This is a genomic window from Oceanobacillus sp. FSL W7-1281 (assembly GCF_037969835.1).
Classification (GTDB): Bacteria; Bacillota; Bacilli; order Bacillales; family Amphibacillaceae; genus Oceanobacillus; species Oceanobacillus oncorhynchi.
This window is the reverse complement of the sequence record NZ_CP150214.1, coordinates 1,412,894-1,434,190: the sequence shown is the minus strand read 5'-3', so window position 1 is coordinate 1,434,190 and position 21,297 is coordinate 1,412,894. Positions and strand designations below refer to the sequence as shown.

Here is a 21,297-nt window from a genome sequence, read left to right as displayed (position 1 = left end):
TTTTACATATGATCGCTTAAGCTCATTGGCTCTTTTTTAACAAATTCCTCTGCTTCTACAACATCGGTATAAGACATATATGCTCCGGGGAATTCCTTCATTCTCCAGCCTTCCATATCTTTATTGCCGCCATATAACGGATCTGCGTAACATCCTTCCAGTGTCAGCTGTCTTAATAATGCAAAAAATCCAGCTGAAGAGACCAGATTCATTTCTACTTCTCCCGCCTCAAAACTTTGTAAAATTTTAATCTGCATATCTTCCTCTAACTTAGCGAACATATCATTATGCGTTTTCTGACTGACTTCATTTAATTTCCGTAAACCGGTAAGCATCGTATCGCCACGATTTAAAGGAGATTCCCCTGCACGAAATGGCCGCTTCCTGTAGTCATCTGCATTTTTCCCCCATGGTGAGGCCAATTGTTTATCAATATAGTAAGCTGCGCCCAAGCCAATTGCCCCCGGCCCGTTTTCATCCTCTGGGAAAATGATTTCTGATGCGGCAGCCAACGTATCAAAGTCCTCTTTTCTCGTAAAAAATTGCATCGCTTCTGTAAACATAGTATTGCCAGAACCGTGATGGTGGCTATGACTATCTCTCGAAACCGGTTCTGATTTCTCTCTTTTATAAGGCTTGCTTATGAGACTTCCCAAAACAACTCCGCCAACAATTCCGCCTGTTGTCATTCCCGCTGTTTTGATAAATTGACGTCTTGATACATCGACAACTTGCTGATTTTCACCTGTCTTCTTCTGTTGATCATCTTTATTCTCTGACATGTGACTCCCCCCTTATTTACAATCACACATGCAAAATATATTTTCAAAGTGCCTCCTTTCAAGCTAATGTAAAAAAGACTGCTATTATAGTGGTTATCATTACTAGAAATCCAAGTATTTGTTCAGAACCTAAAAATTCTAAGTTGTATATGAAAAACAGAAGAATATGCCTCTTGTCTATCTACTATAAATAAAAGAACTGCTAAATTAATAAGGTTAATATGAGAATTCATCCTGAATTAATTGTATGCGCTTACATAATTTTCTCTAAAGTATACCGCTTAAGCATTTCTTAGGCACTCTATTTATTTCTATAGGCTTATACTTCCCTTAAGTCATGTTACAAGTATGTATATGAATAAATTGTCTTATATATAACTGATGTTTTTATAAACATCCTGCCATTCTATTTTTACAAGTAATTATGCACCATAAAATCCAGCGGAAAATGAATGAACCGCTGCCTTCTCGGGAACGTTATAACATGCAAGCTAAAAACATACGCTTTGGAGGAGATTATTCATGTCCCATCAACAACATCAGCAGCTCATTGACGCATTGCAAAACTGTATTGTCGCATGTAATCATTGCTACGATGCATGCCTAAAAGAAGAAGATATTAAAATGATGGCCGAATGTATCCGTTTGGATAGAGAGTGTGCCGAAATCTGTTCTTACCTGGCACAAGCTCTATGCAGAGACACGCCTTTTGCCAAGGAGCTTGCTTCGGTTTGTGCTAATATTTGTGAAGCATGTGGAAATGAATGTAAAAAACATAGCCACGAGCATTGTCAGAAATGTGCGGATGCTTGCTTCCAATGTGCAGAGGCATGTAAAAAGAGTGCTTAAATGCATTAAAAAGAAGCAGCTCCACTTAAAGAGATGCTTCTTTTTTATTATTCTGCTTCAATTGTAACGTCTCTAAAGAATGGGAAGCTGCTTGGAAATTGATAGTATCCATTTACTTCATCACGCAAGCCGGATAAAAGAACAGAATGATAAATCGGCACGATCGGCGCCTCATCAACAATTATTTGCTGTGCATCTGCATAGAGAGATAACCGTTCTGCTTCATCGCCCTCTTGTCTTGCTTCTTCCAGCAACTCGTCCACCTCTTCATTTGCATAGAAGGAACGATTTCCCGGCGCACCAGCATTATCAGAATGAAACATGGGATATAATCCATAATCCGCATCCAGTGTGACCGTTCCCCAGCTTCCTAAAAACATGTCAACACTACCGTTTCCAGTATCTTCTAAATAAGTAGCTGTTTCTGTCATTTGAATGTCCACGTCTATTCCAATTTCATTCAGCTGCGATTGGATGACTTGTGCGATATCGCCAGTATTTGTATCATATGCCATCAGGGTTACCTCTAAGCCATCTGCGTAGCCGGCATCCTCCAGCAGAGATTTGGCTTCTTCCACATCTCTGTCAATGGGCTCTATATTTTCATCGTATCCAAATACAGTCGGTGCAAGAGGCCCTTTTGCCGGTAAAGCAATCCCGTTAAGAATACCATTAATAATTTCATCCTTATCCAGGGTCATCGCAATCGCTTGACGAACTCTTTCATCATCAAACGGCTCACGTTCTACGTTAAAGCCTAGATACGTCATACTGGCACTGTCAGACTGCATCACATGTGTGCCTTCATTATTGTCAACTTCCTCCACATTATTGGCATTTACCGGATAAATGAAATCAGAGTCCTCTGTCTGAAGCTCCGCAATGCGAGTTAAGTCCTCCGGAACAAAATGGAATGCAATAGAGTCCATTCCAGCTTGCTGTCCCCAGTAGTCTTCATTCTTTACTACGGTTATTTCCCCGCTGACAGCACGTTCCTCAAATTTAAAATAACCTGTTCCTATCGGATTTTCATTCACAACTGAAAATGGTTCTTCTCCATTTGCAATTGCTTCATTATCTGCTTCAATCGCCTCCAGACTGATCATATGTCCGCCTGGATGTGCTAGATGGGCAGGTAATGCGGAAAACGGATATGCTGTTTCAATTTGAACCGTGTATTCGTCAATCACTTCGACGTTCTCAATCATGTCAAAGAGAAAACCAAGCGGTGAACCTATTTCCGGATCACGTACACGGTCTAAATTTGCTTTCACCACTTCTGCATTAAAGGGAGAGCCATCGTGAAAAGTAACATCTTCCCGCAGTTTCGCCTCCCAGACCGTATCCTCGATTTGTTCCAGACTTTCCGCCAGTGCAGGCTGTATTTCTAAATCGGTATTCTGTTCTACTAATGTATCATACAAGGTATTCATCACATATAACGAATTACCATCATTTGCAGCATGCGGATCAAGCGATACAGGCTCTGATGCTAAGCCGGCTTTCAGGTGTGTTTCTTCCGCAGTCTCTTCTGCAGGTGTTTCCGTTTCATCTTCCGGCCCGCTGTCATCTGCACATGCTGCCATCATAACTAACAAGGAAAACAGTATTGTCCATCCAATTATCTTCTTCAAATTTACTCCCCCTCATTTTCTATGTAGAATCTCCTTCATTCTGATAAGAATACAATTCTTTCAGTTGAAAATAAGTATATACTATTTTTAAAAGAGTGAGAAGAAGTAAAATTGCTGCTTCATAGCGATAATAAGAAACTGTTGAATTAGTTAGCAGTAAAGGGAGTCGTGTTTTAACAAAAATCTTGGCAATTCAAAAATACCAACGTTCTTCAAACCGAAAATAATGTCCTTGCAGTACTAACTTAACCAGCCTTTTTCTTTCACTTTCGCTACGGCTTCTATCCGGTTATCCACCTCTAGTTTATCCAAGATAATTGAAATATAGTTTCGAACGGTTCCATTGGATAAATGTAATTCTTTTGCAATCGCCTTGGTTGTTCCCCCCTGTGTTAATAGCTGCAGGACCTCTATTTCCCGTTTGGTTAAGGGATTTTCTTCTGCAAAGGCAAGATCGATCAATTCGGAGGAATACAAACGCTTCCCTTTCATAATCTGACGAATGGAGTCGGCCAAATCCTCGCTGGGGCTATCTTTTAATAAGTAACCATCGACTTCTGCCTTTCTAGCCCGTTCAAAGTAGCCGGGTCTTGCAAAGGTGGTCAAAATAATAATTTTGCAGGAATCCTCCCTTAGATACTCTGCAGCATCCAGACCTGTCATAACTGGCATCTCAATATCCATTAAGCAGATATCAGGGCGCTCTTGCTTGACTAATGCCAACAGTTCTTCCCCATTACCTGCTTTTCCTACCACAGTCATATCTTCTTCTAAATCCAGGAGCGCGCCTAAAGCTCCTAACAATAACTGTTGATCTTCTGCAATTACAATCCGAATCAAATTCAAACCTCCTCCATTTGCCTTAATATCTTTGGCACCGTCATATCTACTTTAAACCCTTTCGAATGTGCAGTGATAGCTAATGTCCCGTTGATAAAGGATAAACGCTCTCTCATCCCTTGAAGGCCATTTCCAAATTCAGGAACACTATTTTTCCCTATCCCATCATCCTCTACCTGCAGTCTTATTTCCTTTTCTGTTTCTGAAAATTCCACGGAACAGTGATCTGCCTGACTATGCTTTACGACATTCGTTACTGCTTCTTTCAAGCACATACTTAATACTGTTTCCATTAACATTGGCAACGATGATTGATCCACTTTAATTATAATTTCATGCTTGATTTGTGCGACTTCCATTAATTGTTCGACATGCGCAAGCTCTTCTTCCAAGCGGACATTTTTCATATCCGACACCATTTCCCGCACTTCTTTTAATGCATGTCTGGCTGTATTCTGCACATCCTGCAGCTCTTTTTTCGCTTTTGCAGGGTCTTTCTCCAGCAGCTTCCCGACAAGTTCACTTTTCAGACCGATCATCGATAATTTCTGACCTAAGGTATCATGTAAATCACGGGCTATTCGATGCCGCTCTTCTACAATTGCAAGTTCAGCAATTTTGCGGTTGGCATCTTCCAATTGTTCCTCCAGCTCCTCCTGTTTCAAACGATTATAACGATTAATAGGTATCAGAATAACTCCTAATATGGTCATAATCAAGAATGGCAGCTGATTTAGAAACAGGGAATAATTAAAGAAAAATCCTGCCGTGATGGAACCTATAATCACGACCATATGTATCACATACATCGTGATAAACCCTGCTTTGCCACGAACATTCCCAACAAAAAATGCAGTAAATAAAGCAAAATAAACGTATCCATATAGAATTGTCATCACCGTATTAATCATAAATTCCATCGTTAACCCGATATACATAAACGGTTCAGGGGAGTTAAAGGTAAACCAGTAAATCGCAAAGAAAAGTAATGTTAACAATACGCCAACACCAATCTCCCAAATCGAAGTAGAGCGAAAAATAAAGTAAAACGGCAACACACAAAAAATAACCCAAATATATATGCTTAATCCTGTGTTTCTTGGAAAAATATAATACCATTGACGCACGATTTGTCCCCCTATTTTCTCGCTTGATGTTATTATACCAAATATATCTCGTGAACGATAAAGAACCCCCTAAAACGTGCAGGGGGTGTGCAGCCAAGCCAGTTATGAGCGAATCGTAGAAGTTGACTTTGCTGTCGTTATCCTTTGATTTTTTGATTGATTTAAACGATGCTTCATTTCCCGGAAGCCGATAAATGTTTTCTGTTCTTCATCATAGAGACGGAATTTGATTGATTTCAAACTCGTTTTTAACGTAATGATAGTCGCTTTGTGTAATGGCGGCGTTTCACGGTGCGCCTGTTCCAAATTGTAATTAGGAACTTTGGGTGCCAGATGATGCACATGGTGATAACCAATACTTCCCGTCATCCATTCTAACCATTTCGGCAGCTTATAGTAGGAGCTGCCATCTACCGCTGCTTTCACATAATCCCATTCTGACTCATTCTCAAAATAAGAATCCTCGAACTGGTGCTGAACATAGAATAACCAGATTCCTAAGAAACCTGCAATATAAGCAATCGGCAGCTGCACGAATACAAGCGCCTGCCAGCCAAGCAGAAAGCCTATAAGACAGTAAATCACAATTAATGAGATATTAATAATATAGGTATTCTTTCGTTCCTTTTTTTTCGCATCTTTACGATTAATCCGATTACTATAAAGAAATAGAGAAAATGGTCCTAAACCAAACAAAATAATTGGATTGCGGTATAAGCGATATTGCAACCTTTCCCATCTTGTTGCCTTTTCATATTCTTCCACAGTCATGATCCAGATATCACCGGTGCCTCGCTGATCTAAATTGCCGCTTGTCGCATGATGAATCGCATGTTCTCTTTTCCACTTTTCAAAGGGAAAATGAGTAATCACGCCAGTAATGGTACCAAGCAGCCGATTTAATTTCGGTTTTTTGAAAAAAGATTGGTGTGCGCAATCATGAAAGATAATAAACGTTCGAACCACAAAGCCTGCCGCAGCAATGCTGCATAACATACTTAACCAAATGGAAACAGCTAAACTTTGATAAGCTAGGGTCCATAGGATAAAAAATGGAGGTATCGTATTTAAAAGTTGAATAATACTCGTTTTCGTTTTAGATGTTGCAAATGGCATAACGTCTTTTCTAAGCTGTGCTTGCTTTTGTTTGCTCATTGGTATCCCCGCCCTTATAAACTTACTATAATTTCAGTATAAGGAATGGAGCAATAAAATGTTAGATACAGTTGTCAGTAATTTGATATGACACTTGTCATATTTTCTGGGTTATCCCCCCTTTTACGGAATAAATTTCACTTAATAGGAATTTGAAGAATGATTCTCCATGATTTAAATCACACCCCCGCAGGAAAAAGCCAATTGGTTAAAACGTATAACCAATTGGCTTTTTCATTTAAAAGTGTTTTCTATTCTTCCATCAGCCCGTATTCACCAATCCTGCAGCTACCCCATTGATTGTCAGTAACACCTCGGTTACCAAATCTTCAGAAGGATTTTCAGTTTCTCTCAACTTCTGGATTAAATCCACCTGCAGGAAATTAAGCGGATCGACATATGGATTACGAAGGTGAACAGAACCTTGTATATTCGGCGTGTGGCTGAGCAGTTCCTCATTACCGGAAATATCCAGCAGCGCCATTTTTGTACGTTCATATTCATCAGCGATATCCTCATAAATTCGTTTTGCAGTCTCCGAATCCTCAACTAATTCCAGATATTCTTCAGCAGTTTTCATATCTGCTTTCATCAATGCCATTTGTAAATTATTAATCGTCACTTTGAAGAAAGGCCATTCTTTATACATTGCTTGTAAAGCTTCTAAATGACTCGCATCTTCCTCAATGAAAGATTGCAGACCTGTGCCCGCTGCATACCATGCAGGCAGCATGTACCTGGATTGTGTCCACGCAAACACCCATGGAATCGCCCGCAAGTCTTCAAAACGCTGGCTGTTCTTCCTGCTCATCGGCCGCGAGCCAATATTTAAAGCGCCTAATTCCGTTAAAGGCGTCGCCTGATTAAAAAATGCTAGAAAATCCGGGTCACCAAACACCAGCGATTGATATTTTTTCAATGATTTTTTGGAAATAGATTCCATTGTGATTTCCCATTCTTTTTGACGCAATTCCTCTTGATTCGGTGTATTTGAAACCTTCGCGGACCTTGTAAATAAAGCAGAGGCCGCCTGCTCTAAATTCCGGTAAGCAATATCTTCGAGGAGATATCTGGAAGAAAGTACTTCTCCCTGTTCTGTGATTTTTACACCGTCCTCTAAAGTCTCTGCCGGCTGAGAAAGGATGCTGGTACTCAATGAACCGCCTCCACGGCCAAGCGAACCGCCGCGGCCATGGAAGAATTTCAAACGAATTTGGTATTGTCTTGCTATATTATGGATTTCTTCTTGCGCTTTAAACAGATTCCAGTTTGCACTTAACGTACCGCCGTCTTTGCTCCCATCTGAATAGCCAAGCATAATTTCCTGATGTTTCCCGCGTGCTTTTAATTGTTTCTGATATACTTCTGTTTCAAACAAGGTCTTCATAATATCCGGACCTGCAATCAAATCGTCGATTGTTTCCAGTAATGGAGCGACATCAAGATCACTTTCCGCCGTTCCATCTGGATAAAGACGATAAATCCCGGTTTCTTTGGCAAGCACCAGCACTTCCAAGAGATCGCTCGGTGATTCTGACATGCTGATTAAATAGACTTCAATCGCCCGTTTACCAAATTCCTCATGGGCTTTTTTAATCGTTCTGAACACTTTCAAAATATCCAGTGTTTCTTTAGAATAACCGCCATCGAAAAGCAACAGAGGCCTCGGATCATTTAAAACCTCACACAACACTTTTTGTTTATCTTCTTCTGCAAGCGCAGCATAATCATCGGTAACATGAACAGCTTTTAAAATCTCATGAATGGCTGTTTCGTGCTCTCCACTATGATTTCGTACATCCAATGTAGCTAAGTGAAAACCAAACATCTCTACTTGCCGGATGACCTTTCGAATCGTTTTCAGCTTTTTCGTCTTTGGCAAATGCGCTTCAGCACTTTCCTTGATTTCTTTAAGATTATGAACCAGCTCTTCTGGAGAATCATAACCCTGTGACGTTTTCCCTGTTTCACGCAAACGTTTTAGAATAATGGCAAATTTACGTCGATATACTTCTGACTTAATTGGCCATTTATCGTTCTCATTTAAATAGCTGGTCTCTTCTTTTTCCATTCTATCAATAAATTGCTGATTAATAGATATCCGCTGGCTTGATTGGCTAAATCGTCTCATCAGCTCAACGATAGAAGCTTCATATTTTTTCAAAATCAATTCCCTCTGCATTTCCAATGTCTGCCAAGTGATTTCTGGAGTTACATTCGGATTACCATCCCTGTCTCCTCCAATCCAGGAGCCAAAATGAATGAAATTTGGCACTTCCCAGTTTCCTTCTGGAATTTGCTTCTGCAGCTGTGTTTCCATTTCTTGAAAGACATCGGGTAATGTTTCAAATAAGGTCTGGTCAAAATAATAAAGACCATTTTTTACTTCATCCAATACTCCCGGCTTCCTTTGTCTCAGCTCATTGGTATGCCACAAAGCAGTAATTTCATTAAACAGACTTTCTTCCACATCTGCTTTCTCTCTTTGTGAAGTCTGTGGATTGTCCAGTGTCCGCAGATGCGCAGATATGCGTTTCTGAATTTCCAGCACTGTCCGCTTCGTTGCCTCTGTCGGATGTGCAGTCATAACCAGTTCAATGGATAATTCATCAAGTATCTCTTGAATTCCTTCATTGGTAAGGGTGCTTTCTTTGACTTTGGATACTGCTTTTTCAATAGAAAAAGACTGGCTGCTCTCCTCATCCAGCAGATACTGGCGTTTACGCCTGATCCGGTGATTTTGCTCCGCAATATTAATCAAATGAAAATAGATAGAAAAAGCACGGATGACCTGCTGACGTAAAGGCGGTTTTAAATTGCTGATTTCTCTTTTTAACGTTTGATATGTATCTTCATCATGCTCATTTCGGATACTTTTCGTCATTTCCCGAATCGATTCTACCTTATCAAATAATGCTGTACCTCCATGTAACTTCAAAACTTCTCCTAATATGTTTCCAAGCATATTGACATCATTTCGCAATGAGGCATTTTTATCGATTGTTTCTCTCATGTTGTTTCCTCCTGTTCCAATTACCGTAGAATTATCATATCATTTTTTTGAAAAAAATGATAAAACGAAACTTCATGAAACTTCATTCAGTGGGAGAATGAAGTCTGTTTCCCTTATTCTCCCACTGAATAAGCTTAAGTGATTCAGGGAATTAGCTCCCCTGATCTCCCGCCTAAATAAATTTATTCTCTCTCTTTATTTTGAGGCGGGAGTTTTACAGACGGTTCTTCGTGATAAATCCAAGATGCAAAAGAGTTTACTTTCCATCTTAAATGGTTAGTCTCTTCACCGCTCTCATCGAAAAAAGCCAAGTGAACATATCCTTAAACAATTGTTTTCACATACACTATTTCTGATTTTTCTTTATATTTTCGGTGAAGCGGCGATATGAATTAATACATCTTTTCCCTTTTTATGAAAATATCAAACATTTGAGAGATAAACCTTGAAGATACCCTCCTCTTTCTTTTTAAAACAAAGGATAAGATATTGCTATTTTACTTGATTTTCATTGATTCATTATTATAGCAGAAGAAACAGGAAAGCACCTGCTAAAAAGCAGATGCTTCCTCATTATTATTTACTGTTTTTTTGAGATTGCTGATTCTGCGCGCTTACATCTTCCAAATCGGTATCACTGTATATTTCCGTGCCGTGACCTTCCGTTGTTTTAGCTAGGAATTCCTTGACTTCATTATAAGACATACCTGAATTTTGATTTGCCTTTTTTACTGCTTCAATATTTGTCCCAGCTGCTGTAAATTGCTTATCCTGATTTTTCTGCATTCATACCCCTCCTGCTTTGTTTCATTCTATTTTGTCCATTAGAGGGGTTTTTAGCCGAATTTTTCTCCTGTCGTTTATAAAATGATTTAAGCTCTTCTATCTCCTGCCAATTCTTCGGAGGATTTGTAAAAACAGGTTGTGTCACATCAGGTTACGTTTTCCTTCGTAATAAACCAAATAAATCATTTATTAGCTCAGCAATACGTCTGAAAACGGCCGTTCTTTCTTATTTATCAACTAGAACTGACTTGCCTACATGGATACATCCAGTGTTAAAAATGCAGGCAGCTGTTGTTTATGTTTATCAAGCATAATCTGCTCCGGCTTGATTCCCTGCTCTAGAAGCACGTCAATATTCTGCTGTAGAAATTCATCACTGCCGACAACATAGAAGAGTCCCTCTTTATCAGCTGCAAGGTTTTTCACTTCTTCATAATAGTCTTTACGGTTATCGACGAACTGTGATGTGAACTTCTTGTCAGGTGCAGATTCAAAAATAGGCGTGAACAAGAAATCTCTTGATGAATCGATGTTCAGAGAATGAATTTGATTCACATTATCTGCGCGTTCAAAATAATCGAGTACAAGCGGTCTAAAGGTTGCCAGACCGACACCTGCCGACAGCAAGTAAACATTTTTGTCTTCTCTTTTTAGTGGTACATTCGAATGCGTTTTAAAGATAGCAACCTCTTGACCAACTTCCATATTTCTTAAAATCTCTTTAAACTCAGAGCACTGCTCTTTAATGCGTGTTGTGATCCCGATGGAATTCTCATGCGGTAATGTAGCGATAGACATATGGCGAATCAAGCTGCGATTGGGTTTCTCTCCAGCATTAAACCCTTCCAGCGCAAAGTGCGTATGGGATCCTTCTTCCCACGTAAAGCCTTCGGGACAGTCAAGCATATATGTTTTAACCTCAAGCGTTTCTTCAATAATATCATTTATTTTCGTCCAGTATATTTGCATAATATATTCTCCTCCATTATATTTACCTTTACTAATTAATATACAATAAATGATAATAATTCTCAATTAAATGGATTGATTATTTTAGATATTTTATGTAATACAAGAAGAATTAAGGGATAATAAATGGTTAATCAAACATATACCGTTTTTAAAATATGAAATGATCTTGATGCCATAGCCAAAATAGGGGTTACAGCTTTATCAAATTATCTTAAGAAAGCGCCTCTGCTGTAACTTCTATGCAGAGACGCTTTGATATGTCACTTCTATTTATTTATCTGTTTCCAGCGGAAGATCAGGATCACTTGCCCATTCGGTCAGAGAGCCATCATACACAGCAACATTATGCTGACCAAGCTTGTTTAACAGCGTCGAATTCCAGGTAGCTGCAATCCCGCTGCCGCAATAGGTAATCACCTTCTTATCAGGGTCAAGGGCTCCTGCTTTCTCAAACGTTTCCCGGATTTTCTCATCATCGTAAAGCTCTAATGTTTCGGAGTCAGAATGATCTCCAAAAAAGACGTTTACACTTCCTGGAATATGTCCTGGACGGCCATACGTATTTACTTCGCCTTTATGAGTAGCTTCATTTAAGCTGTTGATAATAATAACATTGTCATCATCTATCGCTTGTTTTACCTCTTCCTTGTTAACAAATAATTCGGGTTTTCGCTCGCCGCTAAAGCTTGCTTTTGGATAGGAGCCTGCCTCTGTGGTTACCGGTCTGCCTTCTTTATTCCACTTTGGAAAGCCGCCATCAAGCACTGCAACATTTTCCAGACCTTCATAGCGCAGCTGCCAAGCTAAACGGGATGCCCAGTCTGAAGCAACAACAGGACTCTCTACTTGCGCACCTTGGTCATAAACGACGACATACGTATCTTCATCGCCGACACCTAATTCAGTGATTTTTTTAATAAATTCCTCTCTTGGCGGGAGAGTAAAAGCATATTCCGCATTCGCATCGGATAAATCTTCTAATAAATCAGCAAAAACAGCACCTGGAATATGCCCTTTTTGATACGCCTCTTTCCCCGACCAAATATCATAATAACCGCTTGCCGGCAATTTTAAAAAAGTGGTTGCATCTACTAATCTCAGTTTTGAATCGTCCAATCTTTCCTCAAGCCAGTCTGTTGTTACAATGAATGGAACATGACTCATTATATGCACTCCTTCACTTTAATTATATAATTCTTATAAACTTACTTATATTTAAACGTATAATAACATGGGAGGATGGTTTTTGCAAAATAACAGATTCAAAATTTATGATGCCATTCCTTTTCCAATTCCTCTCCTTTTAGTCGTTTGCACGAAGCATTATACGAAGGCAGCTTATACATACAACCCCTTTTTACTTCATTGATTTAAATTTGTCACACTTTCTCTTCATCATGTTCATTATTTCACAAATACTTCACGAAATACCTCTATATTCTATGATATACTTATTGTGAAGATAATCACAAGACAACACTTAGGAGGTTTTATGATGAGATTCAAGCTTATATTTATGTCCTTTTTGTCTCTTTTGTTAGTGGGATTTTTGGCCGCATGCGGTGCTGACGAAGAGGAGCAGACAGACGAAAATGCAACAAACGATACGGAGGAAACAGAAGAAGATGTCGTCACAACCGCATCCCTGGTTGATCAGCCCGACGCCTTTGTCAACGCAGTCAGCGAGGATGGAACTTGGATTATCGCTACACTGGATGATATCGCCATAGATGAGGATGTCGTGGTTGCCGGTGAATTCTACGATAAAGATGATGAATCCAGTGATATTTATCGTAAAATTGCTCCATATACACAAGATGAAGACCATAACATTACAGATTCATTTACGATTACCGTTCCCAGCATGACCGTACAGAGTGAAAACTTGAATTTTCAAGGCGGTACTCTGGAAGGTGACGTAATTGTCGAAGCAAACGGTTTTATGCTGGATGAAACAGCAACCATTGACGGAAATTTACAATTTGCAAATGAAGAAGCAGAAAGCTCCGCAACCATTGATGGAGAAGTAACAGGCGAAATCGAATAAAAATAGCAAGGCTCTGACAGGATGCGTCCTGTCCCCCTCCCCGATTCAAATTAAATAAACAGATACCTCGCTAAAAGAGCGGCCAAGTCAAAGCTTGTCCGCTCTTTTATATATGTAGAAAAATCGGCCGTTCTTATTACGTTTTTTCTTTATTCCATCATACCGTCTCCTCCCTGTTCCAAAGTCAGAGAAGAGACGTTTTCGTGTAATTTTCTTTTCTATAAATGAAGCCAATCACCTATTAATGAAAGTGATGCCCCTCTGTCCGTAATACAATCAGGATAACCGACAGCAGCACCATGGCAAAAAGAGTGAACGTATCTCCCTTCCGCCAATGCAAGCGTCGAAAGGAGGATCTTGGTTTATTGGACTGGTAACCTCTTACCTCCATTGCGTTTGCCATATCCTCTGCCCTGACCAGAGAACTGACGAACAATGGAACAAACATCGGAACGATTTTCTTCATCTGCTGAAGCAGTGCCCCTTCACCAAATACGATACCTCTGGCACGCTGCGCATCCAGCACTTTCTGTGTTTCATCCAGAATAATGGGAATAAAACGAAGCGCTATCGACAGCATGAGTGAGATTTCGTCGACCGGCAGTTTGAGCCGTTTCAAGGGCTGGAGCAGATAATTAATCGCATCTGTCAAATCAATTGGCTTCGTGGTTAATGTAATGACCGTCGATACAAAAATAATCATGGTAAAGCGGCTGAAAATGTATACCCCATTGATTAAACCAAAGGATGAAATGGTGATTGGTCCCCAATCGATATATATTTCTCCCCCTGCCGTAAACATCACCTGTAGCAGCACGGTAAATAAAATCAGCCATATCAGCGGCCGGACACCGCGAATATAGATGCGGAGGGAGACTCCGGAAATTTTCATCATTGTAAAGGTAAAAAGCCACAGCACCAGATAGGTGAGCCAATTATTGGCGATAAATAAGATAAAAATAAACGAAATTCCTGCGATTAGTTTAGCTCTGGGATCAATACGATGAAGCAGCGAATCGCCAGGGAAATAACGCCCTAAGATTAATTTGTTCATGCTAATCCCGCCTCTATTAAAGCATCTGCCAGCTGATCCAGCGTCAGACAAATCTGCGGCAAGATAACGCCCGCTTCCTGCTCCAACTTTACCTGCAGCTTCCTGGCCTGCGGCAATTCCAGTCCCCATTGATGAATCGCTGGTACATCAGCAAATAGTCGCTCAGGCTCCCCCTGAAAAACTATTCTGCCTTCCTCCATCACGATAACTTCGTCTGCATAATAAGCTGCATCATCCATATCATGGGTAACCAGCAACGTTGTTAACCCGCGCTCTTTATGCCAGGCATGGATCAGGTCCATCACTTCTTTCTTTCCTTTTGGATCCAGCCCGGCACCAGGTTCATCTAAAACAAGAATATCTGGACGCATGGCCAATATTCCCGCCATCGCCACATACCGTTTTTGACCGCCGGACAAAGAGAATGGTGACTTCGACAAAATCGATGCATCTAAGCCGACACGCTCAATAACCTCTAGAGCAATCTCCTTCGCCTCTGCTTCAGGCACTCCAAAATTCATCGGTCCAAACATAATATCTTTTTCCACCGTTTCTGCAAACAGCTGGGATTCTGGGAATTGAAAAACCATCCCCACTTTTCGGCGTGCTTCTTTTACGGATTGCTTCGCATTTTCCAGCGTAATTATTATTTCGCCGACAGCTACCTCCCCTTTTTTCGGAAGGAGCAATCCATTCATCAGCTTCAATAAGCTTGATTTTCCGGAACCGGTCTGGCCGACCACAGCTGTAAAGGAGCCTGACTTTATCGTTGTACTAATCGACTTTAATATTTCCGGGCTGCGAATCGGCCCTGCTTGGTAATCTGCGGTTACTTCCTCTAGATTTATCTGCATAGCCATCGCACCATTTCCTGCTCTGTCATATATTGGTCTGGTACGGCACTGCCCCGTTCTTTTAATTTTCTTCTCAATGCTTCAATAAAGGGAACATCCAGCCAATCCTCTCTTTGAAAAATTTGGGCAGGTCTGTCTATTTCCCTCACTCTGCCTTTCTTTAAAACCAGCATTCTATCCGCGGCTTCTGCTTCATTCATATCATGGGTTATCGAAATAATAGTCAGCTGCTGCTGTTTTCGCAAGTCATGTAAAAAATGCATGAATTCCTGTCTGCTTTTCGGGTCAAGCATCACCATGGCTTCGTCTAATACAATAATGGCAGGCTGTAACGCTAAAAGTCCGGCAATAGCGACGCGCTGCTTTTGCCCTCCGGATAAGCGGGAAGGGTCGTAATCTGCATAGCGGCTCATTCCAACCATTTCTAACGCATGTTCTACCCGCTGTTTCATGTCATCATAGGACATATGTTGATTTTCCAAAGCGAAGGCTACATCGTCTTTAACAGTTGTTCCAATAAATTGATTTTCCGGGTTTTGAAATACTAATCCGATATGGCTGCGAATCTCCCATTTAGATTCCTCTGTCAGCTCGATTCCATTAATATAAATGCTTCCTGAGGATGGTGTGCGCAGACCGACCAGCAAACTGGCTAAGGTTGATTTTCCCGAACCATTATGTCCGACAACAGCCAGCCACTCTCCTCGCTCTGCGGTAAAGGAAAGGTCTGCTATCGTTTCCTCCTGCTTTTGCAAGTTATAATGAAAAAAGACATTTTCTACGTTGACACAAGGCGTTGACATTTCTCCACCCCTCTCTCTAAGATTACAAAATGACGGAGACAAGCAAGGTAATTGCCATGGTCCCATTTACGAGCATCATATTTTTCAAAGATAATGGAAAAGTTTCCAGCTTACTCTGCTTTTGTCTAAACCGTCTGATGCTTTTCGTGATTGGAATCAGCACCAGGCATACAAGCAAGGCATAGACAGGCAGCACCTGAAGCAGCACAGCGGTTACAATCGCTGCAAATGTGAGTACATAGAGCAGATGGAATAATAACAAAGCATGCTTTCTGCCGATATAATAAGGAAGGGTAAAACGTTTATTGGCAATATCCTCTTCCAGATCGCAGATATTATTTGCCAGCATGATATTCGCAATGGTCAGTATACAGGGGAGCGAGACCAGGAAAATCTCCAGCAGCAGCAGGACATCCATTTCAAACGTAATCATGCGTCCGGTCCAGCCTAAATGGGCTATTCCCTGATTAGCGGCATTGACATAGATAGCTAGAAACGTAATGCCAAATCCCATCGTCACACCGGAAAACACCTCGCCAAGCGGCATACGGGATAGCGGGATCGGTCCGAATGTATAAAAGATACCAATGGCGAAACAAAGCATGCCAATAACCAATACAAATAAATCCGTACGAAATACCAGCCAAATCCCTAAGAAAGAGGCTATCGCCAGCATGGTAATAATCGTTGCCACAACTCTCTTTTCAGGGATATTCTCCTGTCCGATAATATTAGATTCTCTGCGGTAGTCCTCACTTAGCGCCTTCTTATAATCCATATAATTATTAATTGCCGTAGTGGTTAAATCAAACAGCAGCATGGCACTAAAGAAAATAGCTGTATTTAGCGGTTCAAACATGTCATAACGATAGATAACAAATAATAGTCCAATTAAAAACGGAAATAAACTAGCTAATTTGGTGCGAATTTCTACCAGCTTTAAAAACGTAGGCAATGTCATCATAGCCCGCTCCCCTCACCTATTCTATTAACGTAAATTCCTCATCTGTCAGTTCAAAATTGCCGGCTAATCCATCAGTGATATAAACATTTTTGTCCTTTGTCACAAAGATAGCTTCTGCATCCTGCCTATTCTGAATAAATTCTAAGCCCTCTTCTAATCCTTTTGAAAATAGCAGTGTAGAAAGTGCATCTCCATCAATCGAAAGCTCACTGATAACAGAAACACTGGCCAGCTCTCCTTCAAACGGATAGCCGGTCTGCGGATTTAATAAATGATGATAGATTTCTCCCTCCACTTCTAAAAAACGTTCATAAATACCGGAAGTGACAATAGACTGATTCGAAGCAGTCAATCTGCCAACAGTTTCTCCCATCGGCAAGAATGGATTTTGGACACCGACGACCCAAGGGTCGCCTGAGGTCTGATTTCCCATGACATATATATTGCCTCCTAAATCAACCACAGCAGTGGTGACCCCTTCCTCCTCTAACAGTTCTACTACTTCATCAGCAATATAACCTTTCGCAATTGCTCCCAGGTCTAGCTGCATATCCTCTTCCTCCAACATCACGCTTTGCTCTGCTTCATCCAGTTTTATTTTTTCGTAATCAATCAGCGGCAATATGTCCTCAATCTCCCCCTGTGACGGTTTCCGGGCATCGTCCATCCCAATATTCCAAAGACCGGTTAATGGACCGACAGCAATATCAAAGGAACCCCCTGCCAATTCACTGTAATCCTTTCCTTGCTTAATCACCTGCCATACATCCTCTGACACCTCGACAGGGTCTTTTCCGGCCTGTTCATTGATTTCAGCCACTTCCGACCCAGCTTCATTGGCAGTCATTTGCTGTTCCAATACTTCAATTCGGTCAAACACCTTATCTAACACCGGCTCTTTATCCTCGTCATACACCTTTATCGTGATAACTGTTCCCAGTAAAAATTCTGTCTCACTATATGGATTGCTGGTTAATGATGACGCATCGCTTGATGAATCGGCATTTTTAGAACAGCCTGCAATAATCAGCAGCATCAGCATCAGTGAGATACCAATTTGTTTCTTCATTTTCATACCTCCCTCGCCCTTGTGAATGTTAATAAACACCATAATAATTATTTTCATGTGATTTAATTCACAATTATTTGTATGATTTTAATTGTGAATAATTTCACAAATATTACATGTTTATTGTATAATTTATTTCGTATCATGTCTATAAAAACCACAAACAAATCTATGATTATCAATGATTTTGTCATGAAAATGACACACCTGATTATTTGATATTTTATTTTTAATTTGTGAACTATTTATCAAATCTATAGACTTTTTTTATGAATATGTTAGAATGAAATTGTTCAACAGTTCACAAAGTTAACATTATCTATTTTGATTACAAAGGAGTGAATACAATGGCGGAGAAAAATATTGTTATTATTGGCGCTGGCTACGCAGGAGTGCATGCAGCAAAGAAGCTGGCCAAAAAATACAAACGTGATGATTCTGTTTCTATTACTCTGATAGATCGACATTCCTATCATACAATGATGACAGAATTACACGAAGTAGCTGCACACCGTGTAGAACCATCTGCTATTCAATTTGATTTACGAAAATTATTTAACCGTACCAAAGTGAAACTCGTCACAGACAATGTTACCAATGTCAACCATGATGCGAAGACCGTTACCACAGAACACGGTGAGTTCCTTTACGACTATCTTATTCTTGGAATGGGCGGCGAAGCAAACGACTTTGGTACACCAGGTGTAAAAGAGCACGGCTTTACCCTCTGGTCATGGGAGGATGCCATTCGCATCCGGCATCATTTAGAGGATGTCGTCAAACAGGCAGCATTAGAACATGACCAGGAAAAACGCCGTGCCATGCTCACCTTTACGGTTTGCGGTTCCGGCTTTACCGGTATTGAAATGATTGGAGAGCTTATCGAGTGGAAATATCGTTTAGCAAAGGAAAATAAACTGGACGAAGAAGAAATTCAGCTGTATGTAGTCGAAGCAGCCTCCTCTATTTTAAATATGCTGGACCGGAAAAGTGCGGATAAAGCTGAAAAGTATTTAAATAAAAAAGGCGTTACCTTGCTTAAAAACTCACCAATCGTTGAAGTAAAAGAGGAAAGCGTCGTATTTAAATCAGGGGAAACACTTTCCACACACACATTGATTTGGACAGCCGGGGTCAAGGCAAATTCGGATACAGAGGATTACGGCATCCCGACTGCCAGAGCAGGACGACTAAAAGTGAATGAATATATGGAAGCAGAAAACTTAGAGAACGTCTATGTTATTGGCGACTTAGCCTATTTTGAAGAAGAGGAAGGTAAGCCGACACCGCAAATTGTCGAAGCGGCCGAACAAACTGGTGTGACAGCAGCTAAATCCATTATTGCGGAAATCGATAACGGGCAAAAAGAAGCGTTTGAAGGGAAATACCATGGCACGATGGTTTCCATCGGAGCCAGATATGGTGTTGCGAATTTAATGGGGCTGCGTTTAAGCGGCTGGCTGGCTAATCTGATGAAGCACTTGGTTAATCTTTATTATTTCTTCGGGATACGAAGCGGCTATTATATGTTTCATTATATTATGCATGAATTTTTCCAAACCAAGGATAAGCGCAACATTTTCAGAGATACGATTACCAGATATGGCAATGTACTGTGGAGCTTGCCATTGCGATTATTTGTCGGCGGTTTTTGGCTCGATGAAGCAGCATCTAAAATTTGGGGAGAATCTGTTTGGGGTGAAGTCACCTCAGGCTCTGCAGGTATTTCTCGATTATTTCAGGGACTCGGAGAAGATTCCTGGCTGACCGGAAATAGCGTGAACATGCCGTTTGAATGGCTGCAAACAACCACCAGCAGCGCAAGTGAAGCGGTAGATGGCGGTGCAGAATGGGCTACTCCTATTTTAAGTGATATGCCGGGTATTTTTGAATGGTTTATGCAGATTATGCTGCCAACACCGGAAGTCGCTATCTTTATGCAGAAGGTTATGACTTTCATTGAATTATTCATCGGCCTTGCTATTGTATTCGGCCTTTTCACTTGGCTAGCCAGTGCTGCAAGTGCCGGATTCCTGATGATGTTTACTTTATCCGCGATGCTCGGCTGGGATCAAATCTGGGCACTCCCTGCTTCCATTGCCTTAATGAATGGCTCTGGACGTTCCATTGGTTTAGATTACTGGGCTGTTCCATGGCTGCAAAGAACACTGGGAAGGTTCTGGTATGGAAAAGAGCGGGCTATCTATAAAGATCGTGAATAAAAACATCGGGCAACCCGGCTTTTGCCGAGGAGATGAATCACTGTTTACTGAATGAGCCATAAGGAGGGAAATGGGCATGAGGGATTTCTATCATATGCTGAAACCTTGGGATGTTATTCTTGTTATCCTGCTGGTTCTTCTATCTTTTCTCCCTGTTGGCATCTTTGTTTTACAACAGTCACAATATGCTGAAGAAGATTCAGTAAACGTTGCGGTGATTACAGTAGATAATGAAATTGTAGAAGAAATCCAGCTGACAGGGAATACTGAAACCAGAGAAATTGAGATTGAGATATCCGATCATGACAATAACATTATTGAAGTAGACAATGAACGCATTCATATCAAAAGCGCTACCTGCTCTGACCAAATCTGTGTTCGAACCGGCTATATTTCCAGACCGGGACAGACCATCGTCTGCCTGCCTCATAAGCTTGTAGTTGAGATTCAATCAGACAGCGGGGAAACAGAAGATATGATTATCAGCTCTTAAATCAATTTTGAGCAGCTTATATACACGTTCGGAAATAGATTGGGAGGGTCTGGCGATGACAAATAACCAGCGTCTTGTATACATTGCGTTATTAGCTGCGCAGGCAGTCATTATCAGTTTAGTAGAAAGAGCCGTCCCCTCCCCTTTTGCCATCGCTCCAGGTGCAAAAATCGGTTTAGCGAATATTATTACGTGCATGGCCTTATATACGCTCTCTACAAAAGATGCGTCCAAGGTTGTGATGATACGGATTATCCTTGCTACCCTGCTGGGCGGTACGCTGTCCTCCTTTATGTATAGTGCAGCAGGCGCCATTTTAAGCTTTATCGGCATGTGTGGAGTAAAAAAGCTCGGGCCGTCTCGAATCAGCTTGATTGGAGTCAGCGTAGCCGGCGCTATTCTGCATAATATTGGACAATTAACGATTGCCAGCTGGATTGCCCAAACATGGACCGTTCTTCTCTACCTCCCTGTTTTATCTTTTTTCGGCATTTTATCAGGTATTGCCATGGGTCTGGCAGCTAATTATTTATTGAATCACGTAGAAAAACTGCACTATTACCGGGACCTGCAAGAAATGAAATATACACATCCCAATCGAGTATCATAGTTTTGGCTGAAGAAAAATCCTTA

Annotated in this window: 19 protein-coding genes; 5 read left to right on the top strand and 14 right to left on the bottom strand. The window is 40.8% G+C overall.

The genetic code is table 11. From position 1 onward, the window contains the following. Positions 1-2 precede the first annotated feature (2 nt). Positions 3-782, bottom strand: a complete 780-nt coding sequence (locus MKX55_RS07255; protein ID WP_339183618.1) for a gluconate 2-dehydrogenase subunit 3 family protein — start codon at positions 780-782, stop codon at positions 3-5. Positions 783-1,304: 522 nt separating this feature from the next. Here MKX55_RS07255 and MKX55_RS07250 point away from each other — a divergent pair. Next, the gene (locus tag MKX55_RS07250; RefSeq protein ID WP_339183615.1) at positions 1,305-1,631 is read left to right on the top strand and encodes a four-helix bundle copper-binding protein; all 327 of its coding nucleotides are present in this window, start codon (positions 1,305-1,307) and stop codon (positions 1,629-1,631) included. Between the two features lie 47 nt (positions 1,632-1,678). Here MKX55_RS07250 and MKX55_RS07245 read toward each other — a convergent pair whose 3' ends face one another. The 8 genes from MKX55_RS07245 to MKX55_RS07210 all read right to left on the bottom strand — a co-directional run bounded on the left by MKX55_RS07245 (position 1,679) and on the right by MKX55_RS07210 (position 12,322). Beyond that, positions 1,679-3,265, bottom strand: coding sequence for a glutathione ABC transporter substrate-binding protein (locus tag MKX55_RS07245; RefSeq protein ID WP_339237200.1), 1,587 nt, complete (start codon positions 3,263-3,265; stop codon positions 1,679-1,681). Positions 3,266-3,505: 240 nt separating this feature from the next. Then, positions 3,506-4,105: a response regulator transcription factor gene (locus tag MKX55_RS07240; protein WP_339183611.1), complete on the bottom strand. Its 600-nt coding sequence runs from the start codon at positions 4,103-4,105 to the stop codon at positions 3,506-3,508. Positions 4,106-4,107: 2 nt separating this feature from the next. Beyond that, the gene (locus tag MKX55_RS07235; protein ID WP_339237198.1) at positions 4,108-5,232 is read right to left on the bottom strand and encodes a sensor histidine kinase; all 1,125 of its coding nucleotides are present in this window, start codon (positions 5,230-5,232) and stop codon (positions 4,108-4,110) included. Positions 5,233-5,334: 102 nt separating this feature from the next. Beyond that, complete coding sequence (locus tag MKX55_RS07230) at positions 5,335-6,387, bottom strand: fatty acid desaturase (RefSeq protein ID WP_339237195.1); 1,053 nt, start codon at positions 6,385-6,387, stop codon at positions 5,335-5,337. A 262-nt stretch (positions 6,388-6,649) separates the two neighbouring features. Then, complete coding sequence (gene ppc, locus MKX55_RS07225; protein WP_339237192.1) at positions 6,650-9,400, bottom strand: phosphoenolpyruvate carboxylase; 2,751 nt, start codon at positions 9,398-9,400, stop codon at positions 6,650-6,652. A 576-nt stretch (positions 9,401-9,976) separates the two neighbouring features. Then, positions 9,977-10,186 (bottom strand): gamma-type small acid-soluble spore protein, encoded by a 210-nt coding sequence (locus MKX55_RS07220; protein ID WP_339183604.1) that lies wholly within the window; start codon positions 10,184-10,186, stop codon positions 9,977-9,979. 252 nt (positions 10,187-10,438) lie between these two features. Continuing rightward, positions 10,439-11,155, bottom strand: a complete 717-nt coding sequence (locus MKX55_RS07215) for a dihydropteridine reductase (RefSeq protein ID WP_339237189.1) — start codon at positions 11,153-11,155, stop codon at positions 10,439-10,441. A 273-nt stretch (positions 11,156-11,428) separates the two neighbouring features. Further along, the gene (locus MKX55_RS07210; RefSeq protein WP_339237187.1) at positions 11,429-12,322 is read right to left on the bottom strand and encodes a sulfurtransferase; all 894 of its coding nucleotides are present in this window, start codon (positions 12,320-12,322) and stop codon (positions 11,429-11,431) included. Between the two features lie 328 nt (positions 12,323-12,650). Here MKX55_RS07210 and MKX55_RS07205 point away from each other — a divergent pair, with 328 nt between their 5' ends. After that, positions 12,651-13,205, top strand: coding sequence for a hypothetical protein (locus MKX55_RS07205; RefSeq protein ID WP_042532767.1), 555 nt, complete (start codon positions 12,651-12,653; stop codon positions 13,203-13,205). Between the two features lie 241 nt (positions 13,206-13,446). Here the strand turns inward: MKX55_RS07205 and MKX55_RS07200 are convergent, their stop codons facing one another. Genes MKX55_RS07200 through MKX55_RS07180 form a run of 5 tightly spaced genes read right to left on the bottom strand, consistent with a single transcriptional unit; the run spans position 13,447 to position 17,949 of the window. Next, a complete protein-coding gene (locus tag MKX55_RS07200; RefSeq protein WP_339237184.1) occupies positions 13,447-14,259 on the bottom strand; it encodes an energy-coupling factor transporter transmembrane component T in 813 nt (270 codons plus the stop codon). Continuing rightward, positions 14,256-15,119, bottom strand: a complete 864-nt coding sequence (locus MKX55_RS07195; RefSeq protein WP_339183598.1) for an energy-coupling factor transporter ATPase — start codon at positions 15,117-15,119, stop codon at positions 14,256-14,258. Before MKX55_RS07195 ends, MKX55_RS07200 begins: the two co-directional genes overlap by 4 nt. Beyond that, positions 15,104-15,916, bottom strand: a complete 813-nt coding sequence (locus MKX55_RS07190) for an energy-coupling factor transporter ATPase (RefSeq protein WP_339183595.1) — start codon at positions 15,914-15,916, stop codon at positions 15,104-15,106. The genes MKX55_RS07195 and MKX55_RS07190 overlap by 16 nt, the downstream gene beginning before the upstream one ends. A gap of 22 nt (positions 15,917-15,938) precedes the next feature. Next, entirely contained in the window at positions 15,939-16,877 is a 939-nt protein-coding gene (gene menA / locus MKX55_RS07185; RefSeq protein ID WP_339185155.1) for a 1,4-dihydroxy-2-naphthoate polyprenyltransferase, read from the bottom strand. A gap of 19 nt (positions 16,878-16,896) precedes the next feature. Then, complete coding sequence (locus tag MKX55_RS07180; protein WP_339237182.1) at positions 16,897-17,949, bottom strand: FAD:protein FMN transferase; 1,053 nt, start codon at positions 17,947-17,949, stop codon at positions 16,897-16,899. A gap of 347 nt (positions 17,950-18,296) precedes the next feature. On the opposite strand from MKX55_RS07180, the gene MKX55_RS07175 reads away from it, so the two are divergent. The 3 genes from MKX55_RS07175 (at position 18,297) to MKX55_RS07165 (ending at position 21,274) form a co-directional block, all read left to right on the top strand. Beyond that, positions 18,297-20,171 (top strand): FAD-dependent oxidoreductase, encoded by a 1,875-nt coding sequence (locus MKX55_RS07175; RefSeq protein ID WP_339237180.1) that lies wholly within the window; start codon positions 18,297-18,299, stop codon positions 20,169-20,171. Positions 20,172-20,247: 76 nt separating this feature from the next. After that, the gene (locus MKX55_RS07170) at positions 20,248-20,664 is read left to right on the top strand and encodes a NusG domain II-containing protein (protein ID WP_339183588.1); all 417 of its coding nucleotides are present in this window, start codon (positions 20,248-20,250) and stop codon (positions 20,662-20,664) included. A gap of 55 nt (positions 20,665-20,719) precedes the next feature. After that, a complete protein-coding gene (locus MKX55_RS07165; protein WP_339183586.1) occupies positions 20,720-21,274 on the top strand; it encodes a Gx transporter family protein in 555 nt (184 codons plus the stop codon). Positions 21,275-21,297: the final 23 nt, after the last annotated feature.

Excerpts from the sequence above, each read along its gene's own strand:
- MKX55_RS07165 (WP_339183586.1), top strand. The coding sequence starts at position 20,720 with ATGACAAATAACCAGCGTCTTGTATACATTGCGTTATTAGCTGCGCAG.
- MKX55_RS07200 (WP_339237184.1), bottom strand. The coding sequence starts at position 14,259 with ATGAACAAATTAATCTTAGGGCGTTATTTCCCTGGCGATTCGCTGCTT.
- MKX55_RS07250 (WP_339183615.1), top strand. The coding sequence starts at position 1,305 with ATGTCCCATCAACAACATCAGCAGCTCATTGACGCATTGCAAAACTGT.
- MKX55_RS07180 (WP_339237182.1), bottom strand. The coding sequence starts at position 17,949 with ATGAAGAAACAAATTGGTATCTCACTGATGCTGATGCTGCTGATTATT.
- MKX55_RS07205 (WP_042532767.1), top strand. The coding sequence starts at position 12,651 with ATGATGAGATTCAAGCTTATATTTATGTCCTTTTTGTCTCTTTTGTTA.
- MKX55_RS07215 (WP_339237189.1), bottom strand. The coding sequence starts at position 11,155 with ATGCAAATATACTGGACGAAAATAAATGATATTATTGAAGAAACGCTT.
- MKX55_RS07220 (WP_339183604.1), bottom strand. The coding sequence starts at position 10,186 with ATGCAGAAAAATCAGGATAAGCAATTTACAGCAGCTGGGACAAATATT.
- MKX55_RS07190 (WP_339183595.1), bottom strand. The coding sequence starts at position 15,916 with ATGTCAACGCCTTGTGTCAACGTAGAAAATGTCTTTTTTCATTATAAC.
- MKX55_RS07170 (WP_339183588.1), top strand. The coding sequence starts at position 20,248 with ATGAGGGATTTCTATCATATGCTGAAACCTTGGGATGTTATTCTTGTT.
- MKX55_RS07175 (WP_339237180.1), top strand. The coding sequence starts at position 18,297 with ATGGCGGAGAAAAATATTGTTATTATTGGCGCTGGCTACGCAGGAGTG.
- MKX55_RS07195 (WP_339183598.1), bottom strand. The coding sequence starts at position 15,119 with ATGGCTATGCAGATAAATCTAGAGGAAGTAACCGCAGATTACCAAGCA.
- MKX55_RS07230 (WP_339237195.1), bottom strand. The coding sequence starts at position 6,387 with ATGAGCAAACAAAAGCAAGCACAGCTTAGAAAAGACGTTATGCCATTT.
- MKX55_RS07255 (WP_339183618.1), bottom strand. The coding sequence starts at position 782 with ATGTCAGAGAATAAAGATGATCAACAGAAGAAGACAGGTGAAAATCAG.
- menA (WP_339185155.1), bottom strand. The coding sequence starts at position 16,877 with ATGACATTGCCTACGTTTTTAAAGCTGGTAGAAATTCGCACCAAATTA.
- MKX55_RS07210 (WP_339237187.1), bottom strand. The coding sequence starts at position 12,322 with ATGAGTCATGTTCCATTCATTGTAACAACAGACTGGCTTGAGGAAAGA.
- ppc (WP_339237192.1), bottom strand. The coding sequence starts at position 9,400 with ATGAGAGAAACAATCGATAAAAATGCCTCATTGCGAAATGATGTCAAT.